Source organism: Rhodoferax sp. EU05-FHT12H12 (genome assembly GCF_058791215.1).
This window is the reverse complement of sequence record NZ_JBYTDI010000010.1, coordinates 17,622-32,553: the sequence shown is the minus strand read 5'-3', so window position 1 is coordinate 32,553 and position 14,932 is coordinate 17,622. Positions and strand designations below refer to the sequence as shown.

Genomic DNA, 14,932 nt, shown 5'->3' with positions numbered 1-14,932 from the left:
TGCTATTGTCCCTCCGAAGAAAGGCTCTCCATGCTCCATACGCTCAATTCCATCTTTCCTGTCCGCTACACCGCCATGGGGCTGTGCGTGTTTGGCCTGCTGCTGAGTGTCTTCAGCCTGCTGGCACTGGGCGTCGGCTTGGGGAGCTTCCTGCTGTGTGCCATGCTGGTGGGCATTGGGGTGTACGACTTGCGCCAGAGCAAACGCTCCATCCTGCGCAACTACCCCATCATTGGGCACCTGCGTTTCATGCTGGAGTTTGTACGGCCCGAGATTCGCCAATACTTCATCGAAAGCGACAACGAGGCCACCCCTTTCTCACGGGCCCAGCGCTCACTGGTCTACCAGCGTGCCAAGGGCGAGCCGGACAAGCGGCCGTTTGGTACCCAACTGGACGTGCATGCCGAGGGCTACGAGTGGATGAACCATTCGGTCGCCCCCACCCAACTGGCCTCCCACGACTTCCGCATCACCATCGGTGCGGACACGGCCCACCCCTACAGCGCCAGCGTGTTCAACATCTCGGCCATGAGTTTTGGGGCACTGAGCGCCAATGCCATTCTGGCGCTGAACGCGGGTGCCAAACGCGGCGGCTTCGCCCACGACACGGGCGAAGGGTCCATATCTACCCACCACCGCGTACATGGGGGCGACCTGATCTGGGAAGTCGCCTCCGGCTACTTTGGCTGCCGCAACGACGACGGCAGCTTCAACCCCGACAAGTTCGCCGCCAACGCGCGCGACCCGCAGGTCAAGATGATTGAGCTCAAGCTCAGCCAGGGCGCCAAGCCGGGCCACGGAGGCATGTTGCCAGGCCCCAAGGTGACGCCCGAAATTGCCCAGGCGCGCGGCATCCCGGTGGGGGTGGACTGCATCTCACCGGCCTCCCACAGCGCGTTCTCTACTCCGGTGGAGATGATGCTGTTCATTGCCAAGCTGCGCGAGCTCTCGGGCGGCAAGCCGACCGGCTTCAAGCTCTGCATTGGCCACCCCTGGGAGTGGTTTGCCATGGTCAAGGCGATGCTGGAAACCGGCATCACGCCCGACTTCATTGTGGTGGACGGGGCCGAGGGCGGCACGGGTGCAGCGCCGCTGGAGTTCACGGACCACGTGGGCTCGCCGCTGCAGGAAGGCTTGCTGCTGGTGCACAACACCTTGCGCGGTGCCGGCCTGCGCGAGCGGGTCAAAGTTGGCTGCGCGGGCAAGGTGGTGAGTGCTTTTGACATCGCCCGGCTCATGGCACTGGGGGCCGACTGGTGCAACAGTGCACGCGGCTTCATGTTCGCACTGGGGTGCATCCAGGCACAGCACTGCCACACCGGCCACTGCCCCACCGGAGTCACCACGCAGGACCCGCTGCGTCAGCAGTCACTGGTAGTGCCGGACAAAGCCGAACGCGTCTACAACTTTCACCAACAAACCCTGCATGCCCTGCAAGAGCTGGTGCAGGCCGCGGGTGTGACCCACCCCAGCGGGATCACGGCGCACCACATCGTGCGCCGGTCGACTGACCACAAAGTGAAGTCGCTCGCGCAGCTGATCCTGACGCAATTGCCCACCCGCGCGCTGATCGACCAGGACCTGAACAGCCTGCCCTTGATCTACCGCCACAGCTGGCCACGGGCCAGCGCGCACTCATTTGCAGCGGAGTTTTCCTGAGTATTCCGGCTTTTGCTTTGGTGCGCTTGGGAGTAAAGTGTTCTGTATACAACTCGAGGAGACAGCATGATTGGAAGCAACCTGCGCATCGGTGCCCGGCTTGGACTGGCTTTTGGGGTCGTACTCCTGATCACCGCCCTGATGGCACTGACCGGCATGTGGCGCCTGGGTTCACTCAAGGAAGAGGCCCACAGCCTGGCCTATGTCGAGGTGGAACGCGCCTCCCTGACGCAAAAATGGGTGGAAAACATCCGCATCAACTGGGTCCGCACGGCGGCAGCCCTGCACGCGTCCAGCACCGAGCGGGTGGGCATTCTGCAAAAAGAGATGGACGAGACCTCCAAAGTCATCAGCGGCTTGCAAAAGCAACTGGAGCCCATGATCACCGACGACAAGGGCAAGGCCCTGTTTGCCGACATTGGCAAGGTCCGGGAGGCGTACCGCGGGCCACGCTCCGATTTGCTGAAGAAAAAACTGGCGGGTGAAGACGTCACTGCTGCGGTCGACGCAAACTTGCTCCCTCTGGCCAGCGCTTACCTCAAGTCGCTGGATGCGCTGATTGCGCATATGGACGACCAGTTGAAGGCCGGTGTTGCCAAAACCGAAGCCGTCGCTGCCAGTGGCCAGTGGATTCTGGGCATCGGGGCAGGGCTTTCTGCGGCCATCGGCCTGGTCTTTGCGGTGCTGTCCACCCGCTCCATCACCCGGCCCATCCGGCACGCGGTCGATTCGGCCCAGGCCATCAGCCAGGGCAACCTGAGCATCCATATCCAGCCCGAAGGGCGGGACGAAACCGCCGACATGATGCATGCGCTGCGCGACATGCGCGACAACCTGGCCCGCATGGTGGGCGGGGTGCGCAGCAGCGCCGAGGGTGTATCCACCGCGAGCGCGGAGATTGCACACGGCAATAACGACCTCTCGGCCCGCACCGAGCAGCAGGCCAGTGCACTGCAAGAGACCGCAGCCTCCATGACCGAGCTGAGTTCCACCGTGCGGCAAAACGCCGACAGCGCCTCCCAGGCCAACCAGTTGGCCATGACCGCATCCACGGTGGCCATGCGCGGCGGCGAAGTGGTGGGCCAGGTGGTGGAAACCATGAAGGGCATCAACGAGGCCAGCCGCAAAATCAGCGACATCATCAGCGTCATCGACGGTATCGCCTTCCAGACCAACATCCTGGCGCTGAACGCGGCCGTGGAAGCCGCCCGCGCGGGTGAGCAAGGCCGTGGCTTTGCGGTGGTGGCCAGTGAGGTACGCAGCCTGGCCGGGCGTAGCGCCGAAGCCGCCAAGGAGATCAAGACCCTGATCAACGACAGCGTGAGCCGTGTAGAGCAAGGCACGGCACTGGTGGACCAGGCGGGCAGCACGATGACCGAAGTGGTGGATGCCATCCGCCGTGTGACCGACATCGTGGGGGAAATCAGCGCAGCCAGTGGCGAACAGGCCTCGGGCGTCACCCAAGTGGGGCACGCGGTGGACCAGATGGACCAGGCCACCCAGCAAAACGCGGCCTTGGTGGAAGAAATGGCCGCCGCCGCGAGCAGCCTGCGCACCCAGGCGCATTCGCTGGTGGAGGTGATGGCGGTATTCAAGCTGTCGCCCGAGCACGCGGCCAACAGCAACTCGCTGGCCCTCTCCGCCTGAAGGCTGGTTTGCCAAAGGCCTGGCAGCCCCCACGAGCTCCGACGGTCCGCCACCCCGGCCCTGGCTGGTTGCGATGGGCCTGCGGGGTGGCCTTGTGGTGCGCCCTTGTTCCCGCCCAGGCGCTCGAGGTGGCGCGGGTGCACATGATTGCGTCCTACCACGCAGGCATGGCCTGGAGCGATGCCCAGATCGCCGGTGTGCGCGAGCAGCTGCAGGCTCGCAATCCCCCCCTGGAGATACAGCTCGATTTTCTGGACACCAAACATGTGGTGCCCAACACGCACTACTACCAGCTGACCGAGGCACTGTTGCTGGCCAAATACGGCACCAAGCCGCCTGCTGTGCTGATTGCGGCAGACGACGATGCCCTGGACTTTGCACTGCTCCTGCGCGACAAACATTTCAAGGGCACGCCGGTCCTGTTTTCCGGTGTCTCCAGCAGCCGACGCGCGGCACTGCAGCAAGTGCCCAATGTGGGGGGCGTATTTGACGACCTGGACGTGGGCGAGAGCCTGCAGCAAATGCTGCGCATGCGCCCACAGACCCAACGTGTCCTCGTCATCCACGACCAAAGCCGCACCAGCCTCGCACAGGTCGAGACCCTGCACAGCCGCATGGCCTCCCAGCCCGGCGCCACCATCGAGTACCTGACCAACCTGCCCGTGGCCGCCATGCAGCAACGGCTGAGCCAAACCAGCGCCCAAGACCTGGTGTTTGCCCTGCCCTTTAACCGGGATGCCGAGGGCCACGTGCTCACCCACGAGGAGGCAACCGACCTGTGGACGGCCGCGGCAAAAGCCCCCGTCGCCGTCACGCGCGATGTGGCCATGCGCCCCGGCGTTTTGGGGGGCTTTCTGGTGTCCGGGTTTGACCAGGGGCAAACCGTGGGCCGCTTGGCGATGCAAGTGCTGGACGGAAGTATTCCCACACCACTGCCGTTTGTGGATGGCAGCTCCCACGCCACCTTTGACTACCCCCAGATGCAGCGCTGGGACGTGGACATGGACCGCCTGCCTGCCACGGCCACCGTGTTGCAGCGCCCCAAGGACACCATGGAGTCCCTGCGGCCCCACTTGCCGTGGCTTAGCGTGTTGTTTGGCAGCATGCTGGTGATCATTGGCCTGCTGCTGCACGGCATCCGGGTGCGCCATGCGGCAGAGGCCGCGCAACGCCTGAGTGCGCGCAACTACCAGGCCTTGTTTGACCACAGCCCCGACGCCATCATGGTGCGTGATGCGGATACCGGCCAGATCGTGCAGATCAACCCGCGCTTTGTCCAGCTGTTTGGCTACCAAGGCCATGAGGTGGCCGCCTTGCACCCAGGCGATCTGAGCTCCCAGGAACCCGGCTATGGCCCTGCCGAAGCGCTGGCCTGGATCGAGAAAACGCGGCGCGAGGGTGCCCAGTTTTTCGAATGGCGTTCCAAGCGCAAGGACGGCACGGTGTTCTGGTCAGAGATTTCCATGACACGCTTTGAGATGGCGCAGGGGCAGCGCACCGTGTCCGCCATCCGCGACGTCACGGACCGCAAACAGGCTGAAGTGATGGCCAAGGAGTTTGAACACAGCTTGCAGCAGGTGTACCAAAACTTGCCGGTCGCAGTATTTGCCATCAATGCCCAGCACCAGATCACCTTTTGGAACCCGCACATGACACGCCTGACCGGGGTCAAGGCGGAAACCGTGGTGGGCACCACAGACACCTGGCGTGGCATTTACCCTGATCCACGGCCTTGCCTGCTCGATGTGCTGGTGGACGGCGCACGCCCTGAAGACCTGGCACGCCACTACGGTCAAAAACTGCGCGAAAGCCCCATCATTCCCGGCGCCCTGGAAGGCGAAGACTATTTCGCCGGCATGGAGCGCGAGCGCGGCATGTGGATACGCTACTGCGCAGCCCCTTTGCGCGATGCACAGGGCCGGATCACCGGGGCCATTCAGACCCTGATCGACGTCACCCGACTGAAACGGACCCAAACCACACTGGAAGAGCTCAACCGGGATCTCGAAGCCCGCGTGCAAGCCCGCAATGCAGAGCTCAAACACGCCATGGGCCAATTGGTGCAATCCGAGAAATTGGCTGCTTTGGGCAGCCTGGTGGCCGGGGTCGCGCACGAGCTCAACACGCCCATTGGCAACGTAATGTCCGTGGCCACCACCCTGACCGATGAAGTGTCCGATTTCAGCCAGAAGCTGCTCTCTGGCAAGGCCCGCCGCTCCGATGTGGACAAGGCGACCACCCGCATGCAAGAGGCCAGCGTGCTCATCGAACGCAACGCGACCAAGGCCGCCAAACTGATCAACGACTTCAAGGAGGTGGCGGTCGACCAGAGCAGCACGCGCAGGCGGCGCTTTACGCTGCTGGATGTGGTGAATGAGGTGCTCACCACCACCCGCCCCTTGTTCAAGAATGCCAGGCACCAGGTGTCGCTGGCCATCCCCACAGACCTGGCGTTGGACAGCTACCCCGGCCCGCTGGAACAAGCCCTGACGAACTTCCTGACCAACAGCCTGAACCACGGCTTTGAAGGCGTGGCGCAAGGCCAGATAGACATCCAGGCTCGCCTGGAAGGCGACGAGGTGGTGCTGGAATACGCCGACAACGGCTGCGGCATCGCGCCGGGCAATCTGCCGCATGTCTTCGAGCCGTTTTACACCACCAAGCTGGGCCGCGGCGGCAGCGGCCTGGGGCTCTACATCGTCTACAACCTGGCCACCAATGTGCTGGGCGGCAGCATCACCGCCCACAGTACGGTGGGCGTGGGCACCCGCTTTGTGCTGCGCCTGCCAACCCACGCGCCTGTGCACAGTGCACCCGCACCACTCCAATAGTTGCTATTCATTCAGGAGCGGTTGGCGCAATAAATACGGGGTCTAGCGCCTTATTCTTCACTCAAACAGCTGCTGCTGGCGTGCCCCAGCCGGCAATCAGAGCAGGCCGCAGAATGTCCACAAAGCGGCGCAGCTTGGCTGGGTAGAAGTGGGCGTATGGGTAGAGCAGGTAAATCGGCAATGGTTCGGCGCGCCACTCGGGCAGCAGGTGCAGCAGCCGGCCCTGGGCCACGTCATCGGCCACCGCCCAGCTCGATGCCACGCACACCCCGAGCCCCAAGAGTGCTGCGCTGCGCAGCGCGTACAGGCTGTCAGTGGCCATGCGAGGTTTCAGCGCCAGGCGCTGCTGCGCGCCACCGCTATGGCTCAGCGTGATGTCGTTGCGGTAGAAAGTGCGCAGTGCCAACCAGGGTAACGCCGCCAAATCTGAGGCGTGCACTGGCGGCGAAGCATCGCCCAACACGGAAGGCGCGGCCACCACGATGCGCGGAATCTCTGCCAACTTGACCGCCACCACCGACGGGTCGTCCACCGTGCCCACATGGATGGCGCAGTCAATGCCGTCAGCAATGAAGTCCGGCGTGCGGTCGTGCAGCAGCCACTCCACCGCCACGCGCGGGTGGCGCTGCAGGTAGTCGGCCAGCGGGCCCACCAGCTGCTGCTGGCCAATGGCATGCGGCACCACCACACGCAGCGTGCCCTCGGGTACGTCGGTGCTGCCACGCAGATCGGCCTCAAAGGCGTCCCAATTCACCAGCAGTTCCTTGGCATGGGCAAAGCAGCGCTGGCCTTCCTCGGTGAGTTGCATGGCGTGGGTGGAGCGTTGCAGCAGCTTGGCGCCCAGCATGCGCTCCAGCGCCTGCAGGCGCCGGCTCACGGTAGGTTGGGTGGTGCCCAGCTGTGCCGCGGCAGCCGACAGGCTGCCGGCCTCCACAATGCGCACCAGGGTCTGCATGAGTTCAATGCGGTCGGGAGCTGTCTTCATACGTCAAGCGTATAACAATTGTGTGGATTGCAGGCATTCCCAGTTGATTTAGGCGGTGACACACTCGCTCCATCGTCGAACCTAGGGTTAATACCATGACATCCACCAATTCCACGCATAAGCCTGCCAACGCCTTGCCGGCGGCCTTGGTGCTGCTGCTAGCCACCGGCGCCGGCTTGGCCGCCGCGGCGCTGTACTACAGCCAACCCATGCTGGGCGTGCTGGGCGCCGAGTTCGGAGTCACGCCCGGCGCCATTGGCCTGGTCCCCACCCTCACCCAATTGGGCTACGCCCTGGGCCTGGTGCTGCTGGCTCCCCTGGGCGACCGCTTTGACCGGCGCAGCATCATCCTTGGCAAAGCCGCCGTGCTGTGCCTAGCGCTGCTGGCCGCCGCTGCCGCACCTTCGCTGGGAGTGATGCTCGCAGCCAGCCTGGTGATTGGCGTTTCTGCCACGCTGGCGCAGGACATCGTGCCCGCCGCCGCCACACTGGCGCCCGAAGCCAGCCGCGGCAAGATTGTGGGCACGGTGATGACCGGGCTGTTGCTGGGCATTTTGCTGTCGCGCGTGGTGTCGGGTCTGGTGGCCGAGCAGGCGGGCTGGCGCGCCATGTTTGTGGCCGCAGCACTCAGCATTGCACTTTTGGGTGCGGCCGTCTGGCGCGGCCTGCCACGCTTTGCACCCACCACCCAGCTGCCCTACCCGGCTCTGATGCGCACATTGGCCACGCTGTGGCAGCGCCACCGCGGCTTGCGCCGGGCGGCCCTCGCGCAAGGCTTGCTCAGCGTGGCCTTCAGCGCCTTCTGGTCTACCTTGGCCGTGATGCTGCATGCCGCGCCGGCCCACCTGGGCAGTGCCGCAGCCGGGGCCTTTGGCCTGGCCGGTGCCGCGGGTGCCCTGGCCGCACCGCTGGCAGGTCGCATGGCCGACCGGCGCGGTCCCGAGGTGGTGACCCGGCTGGGCGCCGCGCTGGTGGTGGTCGCATTCCTGGCCATGGGTTTGGGTGCGCTGGGAACCGACAGCCCGCTGTGGCTGCTGGCGCTGGGCGCTGTGGTGTTTGACCTGGGCGTGCAGGCCAGCCTGATTGCGCACCAGACCATCGTCTACAGCCTGGAACCCGCCGCGCGCAGCCGCCTGAACGCCGTGCTCATGGGTGGCATGTTCATCGGCATGGCCAGTGGCGCCTGGCTGGGCAGCCTGGCGCTGGCACAGTGGGGTTGGGCAGGCGTCTGTGGTCTGGCGGCGCTGGCAGCAGCCACCGCATTGGCCGTGCGGCTCTGGCCTGTAGCCGGCGGCATCGTCGAAGCGCTATCTATTCGATAGCTGCTCGCGCAGCAGCGCCGAGGGCTAGCAGCCGTTTTGCCATGCAAAGTACGGCTTGGTCCTTGCTCAGCACCAGGCAACGCTGGGCGACGGCCAGGTCGATGAACTTCTGGTCGTCGGGGTCTTTGCAGGTCACGCTGGCCTTGGGCGGCACCTCCACGGTCCGCACCAGGGCATCGCGCGCCTGCAGCACCTGCGCGGCGCTCAGACCGTAGAAGTCCAGGCGCTTGGCGATTTGCGGGTAGGCCAGCACACGCTCCAGTTCGTCACGCATGGGAGTGGTAGCCACCCATTGCAGGCGCCCGGCCTGCAAGGCATCACGCAGCGGGGGGGTGGCCGCATCGTGGAAGACCAGCAGGTCCAGCACGATGTTGGTGTCCAGAATGACCTGGCGGACAGCCTCCGTCTGGAGCTCAGTCATTGGGCTCCTGGGCAGCTGCTGCAGTGCCCTTGGCCAGGCGGCCCTTGACCATGTCGAACTTGAACAGGCGGCACTCCAGCGGGCCGTTCCACATCGGCACGCGGCGCGACTCTTTCAAACGCATCTTGCTGGGCAGCTTGAGGTCGGGTGTCAGCACCCAGGCGGTCCAGCCGCTGTAGTTTTTCTTCCAGTGGCTGGCCAGCTGGTTGAAGAAGTCCACACCCTCGTCGGTCTGCGCGAGTTCACGTGCGCCAAAACGCGCACCCTCGCCCTCACCGGCCACACCGCCGATGCCGATGCGCTCGCCATAGGGAGGGTTCAGCACCATCACGCCGCCGCCCTCAATCGGGGGCATACGCTGCAGCGCGTCGCCACCGCGGAATTCGATCACGTCAGCCACGCCCGCGCGCTGCGCGTTGCGCTGCGCAAAGTCCACCATGCGGTGCGACACATCGCTGCCGTAAATCAATGCAGCCTGACCCGGCTCGGGCTTGACCACATTGGCGGCGGCCTCGGCCTTCATGTCCACCCATTCCTGCGAGCGGAAGGGGCGGTATTTCTCGAACGCAAAGCGACGCAACGAACCGGCTGCGATATTGCAGGCAATCTGTGCGGCCTCAATGGCCACCGTCCCGCTACCACAGCAGGGGTCGTACAAGGGCATCAGGTCGTCGTCGCCCGAGGCCCAGCCGCTGGCCGCAATCATGGCCGCGGCCAGGGTCTCTTTCAGCGGCGCATCCCCTTTGTCCTCACGCCAGCCACGCTTGAACAGCGGTTCACCCGAGGTGTCGATGTAGAGCGAGCAGCTGTCGGTGGTCAGGTGGGCGTAGATACGCACATCGGGCCACTGCGTGTTCACGTCGGGACGCACACCGCCCGCCACTTCGCGGAAGCGGTCGCACACGGCGTCCTTCACCTTGAGCGCGGCAAAGTTCAGCGAGGTCAACGGGCTGTGCTGCGCCGTCACTTCGACCTTGATGCTTTCCTTGGGTGTGAACCACTGCTCCCACGGCACCTGCAGACCGGCGCGGTACAGGTCTTGTTCGCTGCGGTATTCGGTGTACGACACCAGCACCAGCACGCGCTGCGCCAGGCGGCTGTAAAGGTTGAGCAACATGGCGTGCGCAAACGAGGTGCGCACGGCCACACCACCGCGCTGCTTGGTCACGCAGCCGGGCGGCAGGCCGGTGATTTGCAAAATCTCCGGCGCCAGGTACTCCTCCACGCCAGCGGCACAGGGGAGAAAAAGGGTCAGTTGGTTCATAGCGCTTTGCGGAGTGAGGCGGGGGCAATCTTCAGGCCCTCGCGGTATTTGGCCACGGTGCGCCGGGCGCATTCGATACCCTGCTCTTTGAGCATGTCAGAGATCTGGTTGTCACTCAAGGGCTTCTTGCTGCTCTCGGAGGCAATGAACTGCTTGATGAGCGCGCGTACCGCGGTGCTGGAGGCATTGCCGCCGCTCTCGGTGCCCAGGCCCGAGCCGAAGAAGTACTTGAGCTCGAAGGTGCCAAACGGGGTGGCCATGTACTTGGCGGTGGTCACGCGGCTGATGGTGGATTCGTGCAGGCCCAGTTCGTCGGCAATCTCGCGCAGCACCAGGGGGCGCATGGCCAACTCGCCGTGGGTGAAAAAGTTTTTCTGCCGCTCCACAATGGCCGTACTCACGCGCAGGATGGTGTCAAAGCGCTGCTGGATGTTCTTGATGAACCAGCGCGCCTCTTGGAGGCGCTGCTGCAGCGCCGCGTGGCCTGCACCGTCACGGCCACCGCGGTGGTTGCGCAGCACGTTGGCATAAATGTCGTGCACCTTCAGGCGCGGCATGACCTCGGGGTTGAGCTGTACGCGGAACTTGGGCGTGCCACCGACCTTGCCAATCGCCACCACCAACACGTCGGGCACCACGATGTTGCGCTCCACGTCCACAAAGCGGCGTCCGGGCTTGGGCTCCAGCCGTGCGATCAGCGCAATCGCTTCGCGCACCAGCGCATCGCTGCCCACACCCATTTGCACCAGGCGCTTGATGTCGCGTCGGGCCAGCAGGTCCATCGGTTTGTTGCAAATGCCCAGGGCCACCTGCAGCACCTCGGTCCGGTCGACCTCCCCCTCCTCATCCGCGAGTTGCAGCAGGTGCGCCACTTGCAGGCGCAAGCACTCGCCCAGGTCGCGCGCGCCCACGCCCACGGGTTCCAGGCTGTGCAGCAGACCCAGCGCCACGGTGAAGTGGTGCACCAGGTCTTGCAGCTGCTCTTCATCGCCGGGGTTCAGGCTGCGCGCCAGTTCTTCCAGCGGGTCTTCCAGATAGCCATCGTCGTTGAGCGATTCGATGAGAAAACGCAGCGCCGCCGCATCGGTGGCCGTGGTGCGCAGGCTCAGGGCCTGGCGGTGCAAAAAGGCCTGCAGTGATTCGGCGGAACGTGCCAGCTCGGTGGCGTCTTTCTCTTCATCGTCACCCAGGTTGTTGGCCTTGGCCTTGGCGTCCACGCCCCACTCGCCGTCATCGGGCGTCATTTCGGTGGTGCCGTCCCCCTCCCAGTTGGGCTCGTCGCTGCTGCTCAGCGGTGTGGATTCCTCATCATTTGTGCTGCTAGCGCTCGTGGATGTTGCGTAGTCAGCTACAGAATTAGGAGCATAGTCCGCCTCACCGCTCTCGGACAGGCGATCGCCTTCACTGACGGTGGCGTCGGCGGCGTTGAGGCCGAAGTCCTCGCGCTCGGCCCGGTCCTCGGTCAGCTCCAGAAACGGGTTTTCGTCCAGCATCTGCTCCACCTCCTGGCTCAGCTCCAGCGTGGAGAGCTGTAGCAGACGGATGGACTGCTGCAACTGGGGCGTGAGCGCCAGGTGTTGGGAGACGCGTAGTGAAAGACCTTGTTTCATCTACATCTTGAAGTGTTCGCCCAGGTACACCCGGCGTACATCGGCGTTGTTCACGATCTCGGAGGGGGTGCCCTGCGCCAGCACATGGCCGTCGCTGATGATGTAGGCGTGGTCGCAAATGCCCAGGGTCTCGCGCACATTGTGGTCGGTGATCAGCACCCCAATGCCGCGGCCCTTGAGGAAGTTGATGATGCGCTGGATCTCGATCACGGCAATCGGGTCGATACCGGCAAAGGGCTCGTCCAGCAAGATGAAGCGAGGCCGCGTGGCCAATGCGCGCGCAATCTCGACCCGGCGCCGTTCGCCACCCGACAAGGCCAGCGAAGGCGACTCGCGCAGGTGCTCCACGCGCAAGTCCTGCAACAGCGCGGTCAGGCGCGACTCAATTTCGGCCGACTTCAGCGGGTTGCCCGCCTCGTCGCGCTGCAACTCCAGCACGGCGCGCACGTTGTCTTCCACATTCAGCTTACGGAATATCGAGGCCTCTTGCGGCAGGTACCCCAGCCCCAGGCGCGCGCGGCGGTGGATGGGCATGTGCTCAATGGACTGGCCATCGATGGTGATGTCACCTGCGCTGGCGCGCAGCAGACCCACGATCATGTAGAACGAGGTGGTTTTGCCCGCGCCGTTGGGGCCCAACAGCCCCACCACCTCCCCCGTGCGCACGGCCAGCGATACGTCCTTGACCACCTGACGTTTGCCATAGGACTTTTGCAAATGCCGGGCTTCCAGCCGCCCGGTGCTGGTGTCCGGGGCTTCTTGGGTGGGCGCGCTCACTGGGCGGCTTTCTCAAGTTGCGGCGTGGCGCGCAAGGTGGGGCTGGCTTGGGGCACGGCGGGCGCCGCAGCGTCGGGTTTGGGCGTCAGCATGGCCCGCACCCGGCCTGCGGGGGCGGTGGCGCTCTTGGGCGCACCGTCCACGGTGAAGCGGTCGCTGAGGTTTTCGTACAGGATGCTGGCGCCCGTCACCTCGTCGGCCAGGGTGGCACCACGCAGTCGGCGCAACTGGGCTTTTTTGATGAAGCGCACGGTGTCGGCGCGGCCGTCGTACTCAATGGTTTCACCGTCGCCCTCAATAAATTCGTCCAAGCCATCGCGCTTCTGACGGAAGAATGCCGGGGTGGCCGCAGAACCGGTGACCAGGCCAAACTGGTAGCCATCGGGGTCCTGGCGCACTTCGAGCTGGGCACCACGGATGACGATGCTGCCCTTGGTCAGCACCACGTTGCCGGTGAAGACGCTGACCTGCTTGAGGTCGTCGTAGCGCAGGGCATCTGCTTCCACGTTCATGGGCTTGTTGCGGTCGGCTTTTTCGGCCCAGGCGTGACCCGCCACACCGGCCATCACCAGCCACAAAGACACCGACAAAAGGGTATTTTTCATAAAGGCACGAAACTTGCTCGAAAAGCGCTTCGGCCATTGTACCGAGCGCTTTGCGCATTTCGCGCCCTGGCGGGTTCAGCCGTCGGCGTTAATTTTGGTGGTCAGCGCCTGCAGCACCTCGGCAGCGCGGTCATTCTCCACCTGGCAGGTGCCCGCGTTGGCATGGCCGCCCCCGCCGTAGCCCAGCATCAGCTCGCCAATATTGGTCTTGGACGTGCGGTTGGTGATGGACTTGCCGGTGGCAAACACGGTGTTTTGCTTCTGCAGGCCCCACAACACGTGGATGGAGATATTGGTCTGGGGGAACAGCGCGTAGACCATGAAGCGGTTCACCGCAAAGATGGTGTCTTCGTTGCGCAGGTCCAGCACCAGCAGATTGCCATGCACCGTGGAACAGCGCAGCAGCTGCTCCTTGGCCTTGGCCGCGTGCTCAAAGTACAGATCCACGCGCTCCACCACATCGGGCAGCTGCAGGATTTCGTCGATGCCGTGGTTTCGGCAGTACTGGATCAAGTCCATCATCAACTGGTAGTTGCTGACGCGGAACTCCCGGAAACGGCCCAGGCCGGTACGCGAATCCATCAGGTAGTTCAGCAGCACCCAGCCTGTGGGGGCCATGATTTCGTCGTGGCTGAAGCGGGCCGAGTCGCCCTTGTCCACCGCTTCCATCATGTCGTGAAAGCGTGCCGGGAAACGGTTGGCACCGCCATAGTGGTCAAACACCACGCGCGCGGCCGAATCCGCGTGGGGCAAGATGATGTGATTGGGGCGCTCGCCGGTGTTGCGCACCGTTTCTGACTCGTGGTGGTCAAACGCCAGGTGCACGCCCGGCACGTAAGGCAGGTTGGTGGTGATGTCGCGGTCGGACACCTCCACCTTGCCGTCCTGCATGTCCTTGGGGTGGACGAACTTGATGTCGTCGATCAGGTCCAGCTCGTTGAGCAGCACCGCACATACCAGTCCATCAAAATCGCTGCGGGTGACAAGCCGAAATTTCTGCTGCGCCATGGGAACGGTCTCCACAAAGGTTGGGGGGCCAAACCATTCTAGCCCCGGCCCTTGGAGGCCGGCACCCCACCCGCGGCAAAACCAGCAACAAAACCCGGCGGATTAACGCCCTGCGCGGACGTCGGCAACCAGCGTGTCCACCACCTGCAAGGCCCGCTGCATATTGCCAGCCATGGAGCCATCGGTGTAGTAACGCCCTGCCACACCCAGCGCAGGCACACCCTCCACCTTGTAGGCGTTTTGCAACTGCGTGGCCTTGGTCACCTTGGTCACCACGGTGAAGGAGTTGTACTGCTGCACAAACTTGGCCTTGTCCACGCCCTGCTGACCCACCCACTCCAGAATCGCCTCGCCGCTGGCAAGGTTCTTCTTTTCGACGTGGATGGCGGCGAACACTTTGGCGTGCAGTTTCTCGACCAAGCCCATGGCTTCGAGTGTGAAATACAGGCGCTGTTGCGGTACAAAACTGTCCTGGAACGCAACGGGGACACGACGCAACACCACATCTTTGGGCAACTTGGCGATCCAGGCCTGCAATGTGGGCTCAAACGCATTGCAATGCGGGCAGCTGTACCAAAAGAACTCCACCACCTCGATCTTGCCAGCCCCAGCTTCCACGGCAGCCCGTGGGTCCAGCACCTGGTAATCGGTCCCTGCCTTGGGCTTGCTGGCCTGGGCGTGTACCGAAGTGCCCAGCAAAGTAGCCGAAGCCAAGGCTGCGCCAGTGGTCAGTTGCGTGAATTCGCGTCGTTTCATATCCGTCTCACTGTGTAAAGGGGCTGGTGGGACAGGGCCCCACCGGG

12 protein-coding genes are annotated in these 14,932 nt (G+C 64.1%); 4 read left to right on the top strand and 8 right to left on the bottom strand.

Annotated features, from left to right (window positions below):
- The first annotated feature begins 30 nt into the window (after positions 1 to 30).
- The 3 genes from AC3WS7_RS18190 to AC3WS7_RS18180 all read left to right on the top strand — a co-directional run bounded on the left by AC3WS7_RS18190 (position 31) and on the right by AC3WS7_RS18180 (position 6,137).
- Positions 31 to 1,659: an FMN-binding glutamate synthase family protein gene (locus AC3WS7_RS18190; RefSeq protein WP_296468663.1), complete on the top strand. Its 1,629-nt coding sequence runs from the start codon at positions 31 to 33 to the stop codon at positions 1,657 to 1,659.
- A gap of 66 nt (positions 1,660 to 1,725) precedes the next feature.
- A complete protein-coding gene (locus AC3WS7_RS18185) occupies positions 1,726 to 3,306 on the top strand; it encodes a methyl-accepting chemotaxis protein (RefSeq protein ID WP_296468665.1) in 1,581 nt (526 codons plus the stop codon).
- Between the two features lie 143 nt (positions 3,307 to 3,449).
- Entirely contained in the window at positions 3,450 to 6,137 is a 2,688-nt protein-coding gene (locus tag AC3WS7_RS18180; protein ID WP_492657329.1) for a sensor histidine kinase, read from the top strand.
- A 61-nt stretch (positions 6,138 to 6,198) separates the two neighbouring features.
- Here AC3WS7_RS18180 and AC3WS7_RS18175 read toward each other — a convergent pair whose 3' ends face one another.
- A complete protein-coding gene (locus AC3WS7_RS18175) occupies positions 6,199 to 7,122 on the bottom strand; it encodes a LysR family transcriptional regulator (protein ID WP_492657328.1) in 924 nt (307 codons plus the stop codon).
- 95 nt (positions 7,123 to 7,217) lie between these two features.
- On the opposite strand from AC3WS7_RS18175, the gene AC3WS7_RS18170 reads away from it, so the two are divergent.
- Positions 7,218 to 8,444, top strand: a complete 1,227-nt coding sequence (locus tag AC3WS7_RS18170) for an MFS transporter (RefSeq protein WP_492657327.1) — start codon at positions 7,218 to 7,220, stop codon at positions 8,442 to 8,444.
- On the opposite strand, the gene AC3WS7_RS18165 is transcribed toward AC3WS7_RS18170, so the two are convergent.
- From AC3WS7_RS18165 to AC3WS7_RS18135, 7 genes are all read right to left on the bottom strand, one after another.
- Complete coding sequence (locus AC3WS7_RS18165; RefSeq protein WP_296468672.1) at positions 8,434 to 8,865, bottom strand: putative toxin-antitoxin system toxin component, PIN family; 432 nt, start codon at positions 8,863 to 8,865, stop codon at positions 8,434 to 8,436. The two genes, AC3WS7_RS18170 and AC3WS7_RS18165, sit on opposite strands and share 11 nt — an antisense overlap.
- Positions 8,858 to 10,129: a THUMP domain-containing class I SAM-dependent RNA methyltransferase gene (locus AC3WS7_RS18160; protein WP_296468673.1), complete on the bottom strand. Its 1,272-nt coding sequence runs from the start codon at positions 10,127 to 10,129 to the stop codon at positions 8,858 to 8,860. Before AC3WS7_RS18160 ends, AC3WS7_RS18165 begins: the two co-directional genes overlap by 8 nt.
- Positions 10,126 to 11,739, bottom strand: a complete 1,614-nt coding sequence (rpoN, locus tag AC3WS7_RS18155; protein WP_492657326.1) for an RNA polymerase factor sigma-54 — start codon at positions 11,737 to 11,739, stop codon at positions 10,126 to 10,128. Before rpoN ends, AC3WS7_RS18160 begins: the two co-directional genes overlap by 4 nt.
- Entirely contained in the window at positions 11,740 to 12,516 is a 777-nt protein-coding gene (gene lptB / locus AC3WS7_RS18150; protein WP_296468677.1) for an LPS export ABC transporter ATP-binding protein, read from the bottom strand. It lies immediately after the preceding gene.
- Positions 12,513 to 13,121 (bottom strand): lipopolysaccharide transport periplasmic protein LptA, encoded by a 609-nt coding sequence (gene lptA / locus AC3WS7_RS18145; protein WP_296468679.1) that lies wholly within the window; start codon positions 13,119 to 13,121, stop codon positions 12,513 to 12,515. Before lptA ends, lptB begins: the two co-directional genes overlap by 4 nt.
- Before the next feature lie 75 nt (positions 13,122 to 13,196).
- Positions 13,197 to 14,129 carry an exopolyphosphatase gene (locus AC3WS7_RS18140; RefSeq protein WP_492657325.1) on the bottom strand — a complete coding sequence of 311 codons (933 nt, stop codon included), beginning with the start codon at positions 14,127 to 14,129 and terminating at the stop codon, positions 13,197 to 13,199.
- Positions 14,130 to 14,231: 102 nt separating this feature from the next.
- Positions 14,232 to 14,885 (bottom strand): thiol:disulfide interchange protein DsbA/DsbL, encoded by a 654-nt coding sequence (locus tag AC3WS7_RS18135; protein ID WP_492657324.1) that lies wholly within the window; start codon positions 14,883 to 14,885, stop codon positions 14,232 to 14,234.
- Positions 14,886 to 14,932: the final 47 nt, after the last annotated feature.

What these genes read in the sequence shown, in the direction of transcription:
- AC3WS7_RS18190 (WP_296468663.1), top strand. Translation starts at nt 31, where the DNA reads ATGCTCCATACGCTCAATTCCATCTTTCCTGTCCGCTACACCGCCATG.
- AC3WS7_RS18185 (WP_296468665.1), top strand. Translation starts at nt 1,726, where the DNA reads ATGATTGGAAGCAACCTGCGCATCGGTGCCCGGCTTGGACTGGCTTTT.
- AC3WS7_RS18180 (WP_492657329.1), top strand. Translation starts at nt 3,450, where the DNA reads ATGATTGCGTCCTACCACGCAGGCATGGCCTGGAGCGATGCCCAGATC.
- AC3WS7_RS18175 (WP_492657328.1), bottom strand. Translation starts at nt 7,122, where the DNA reads ATGAAGACAGCTCCCGACCGCATTGAACTCATGCAGACCCTGGTGCGC.
- AC3WS7_RS18170 (WP_492657327.1), top strand. Translation starts at nt 7,218, where the DNA reads ATGACATCCACCAATTCCACGCATAAGCCTGCCAACGCCTTGCCGGCG.
- AC3WS7_RS18165 (WP_296468672.1), bottom strand. Translation starts at nt 8,865, where the DNA reads ATGACTGAGCTCCAGACGGAGGCTGTCCGCCAGGTCATTCTGGACACC.
- AC3WS7_RS18160 (WP_296468673.1), bottom strand. Translation starts at nt 10,129, where the DNA reads ATGAACCAACTGACCCTTTTTCTCCCCTGTGCCGCTGGCGTGGAGGAG.
- rpoN (WP_492657326.1), bottom strand. Translation starts at nt 11,739, where the DNA reads ATGAAACAAGGTCTTTCACTACGCGTCTCCCAACACCTGGCGCTCACG.
- lptA (WP_296468679.1), bottom strand. Translation starts at nt 13,121, where the DNA reads ATGAAAAATACCCTTTTGTCGGTGTCTTTGTGGCTGGTGATGGCCGGT.
- AC3WS7_RS18140 (WP_492657325.1), bottom strand. Translation starts at nt 14,129, where the DNA reads ATGGCGCAGCAGAAATTTCGGCTTGTCACCCGCAGCGATTTTGATGGA.
- AC3WS7_RS18135 (WP_492657324.1), bottom strand. Translation starts at nt 14,885, where the DNA reads ATGAAACGACGCGAATTCACGCAACTGACCACTGGCGCAGCCTTGGCT.